We start from the raw sequence: 1,780 nt of genomic DNA, 5'->3' as shown, positions 1-1,780 counted from the left end.
AAGGAGCTGGTCGAAAAGAAGAAAGCCGAGATACTCGAAGGCAATTTCCGCGTCGACGTGGACGAGAACACGCCGGTTTCGGATTGAGTTCTGGTTTGAGGGGCTGGCGCTAGGCGCCCCCCTCTGCCCTGCCGGACATCTCCCCTCAAGGGGGGAGATTAGCAGTTTCGGCGACGCGCTGTTCTTTCAAGAAAATTGGCGAAAGCCGATATGACATCCAATCTCCCCCTTGAGGGGGAGATGGCCGGCAGGCCAGAGGGGGGTGCAGCGCATTCCTCTCAATCAAAGCTGAATCGCAAAGCCCGTACGTTCAGGAGCCCCCTTGTCCGCCCCCCTCATCGAAATGCGCGGCATCACCAAACACTTCGGCGCCGTCAAGGCGAACGAGGCTGTCGACCTTAGCGTCGCGCCGGGCGAGATCCTCGGGCTGCTGGGCGAGAACGGCGCCGGCAAGACGACGCTGATGAACGTGCTGTTCGGCGCCTATGCGCCCGACGCCGGCGAGATTCTCATCCAGGGCAGGCCGGTGCGGATCACAAGTTCCGCCGATGCGCTAGCCGCCGGCATCGGCATGGTGCACCAGCATTTTCATCTGGCGCCAAGGCTGACGGTGCTGGAGAACCTGCTGATAGGCATTCCCGGCAAGACAGGGCGGATCGACCGCGCCGGCGGGCTGGCGCGGCTGGCCGAGATCGGCCGCCAGCATGGGCTGACGCTTGATCCCGATCTTCCGGTCTCGGCGCTGTCGGTCGGCGAGCAGCAGCGGCTCGAAATCGTCAAGGCACTGTTTCGCGGCGCCAGGCTCTTGATCCTCGACGAGCCGACGGCGGTGCTGGCGCCGAGCGAGGTCGACGGGCTGTTTTCGGCGTTGCGGTCGATGGCGGCGCAAGGGCTCGGCATCATTTTCATTTCGCACAAGCTCAACGAGGTGCGGGCACTGACGCATCGCTGCACAGTGCTGCGGCATGGGCGCGTCGCCGGCCGCGTCGACGATCCCGCCAACACGACATCGTCCGCAATGGCGCAACTGATGTGCGGCCATGAGATCGTGCCGCCGGCGCGGGGACAGTCGACGCCCGGTGCTGCGGTGCTGACCCTCGACGGCATTTCCACCTCGCGTCATTCGGGTACGGCGCTGCGCGACGTGTCGCTTGCCGTGCGTGCAGGCGAGATCCTCGGCATTGCCGGCGTGTCGGGCAATGGCCAGCGCGCGCTGGCGGAGGTCATCTCCGGCGTGCGCGTACCTGACGCCGGCCGGATGACGATCGCCGGCCAGAAAGTCTCACGCTTTTCGCCGCGCGAAGTGCAGGCGCTCGGTCTTGGCCGCATCCCGGAAGACCGTATGACGACGGGGCTGGTTACCAACCTGCCGCTCGCGGATTCGATGGTGTTGCCGCGCATCGGCACCGCCGCGTTCAGCAGCAAGGGCCTGCTCAAGCCGGATACGATCCGCGCCTTCGCGGAAGAGCAGATCAAGGCCTATGATATAAGGTGCCCCGGGCCGATGACCCGCGCGGGAGCGCTGTCCGGCGGCAATCTGCAGAAGGCGCTCTTGGCACGCGAACTGGCCTTCGACCCGAAGGTTCTGATCGTCTCGCAACCGACGCGCGGGCTCGATATCGGCGCGGCGCGTTTCATCCACGAAAAGTTCCTCGACATGCGGGCCAAGGGCTGCGGCATCATCGTCATCGGCGAGGATCTGGAAGAGCTGCTGGTGCTCTGCGATCGCATCGCGGTGATGTATGAGGGCCGCATTGTCGGCACGCTCGACAGCGCCGAT

Annotated in this window: 1 protein-coding gene; it reads left to right on the top strand. The window is 65.1% G+C overall.

Annotation, left to right across the window (positions count from 1 at the left end):
- Positions 1–322 precede the first annotated feature (322 nt).
- Positions 323–1,780, top strand: a 1,458-nt coding sequence (locus ENZ74_RS30995) for an ABC transporter ATP-binding protein (RefSeq protein ID WP_164761354.1), incomplete at its 3' end; no start/stop codon positions are given.

The sequence above is a fragment of the Mesorhizobium sp. M7A.F.Ca.CA.002.15.2.1 genome (assembly GCF_003998715.1).
Classification (GTDB): domain Bacteria; phylum Pseudomonadota; class Alphaproteobacteria; order Rhizobiales; family Rhizobiaceae; genus Mesorhizobium; species Mesorhizobium ciceri.
This window is presented reverse-complemented; position numbering and strand designations above follow the sequence as displayed.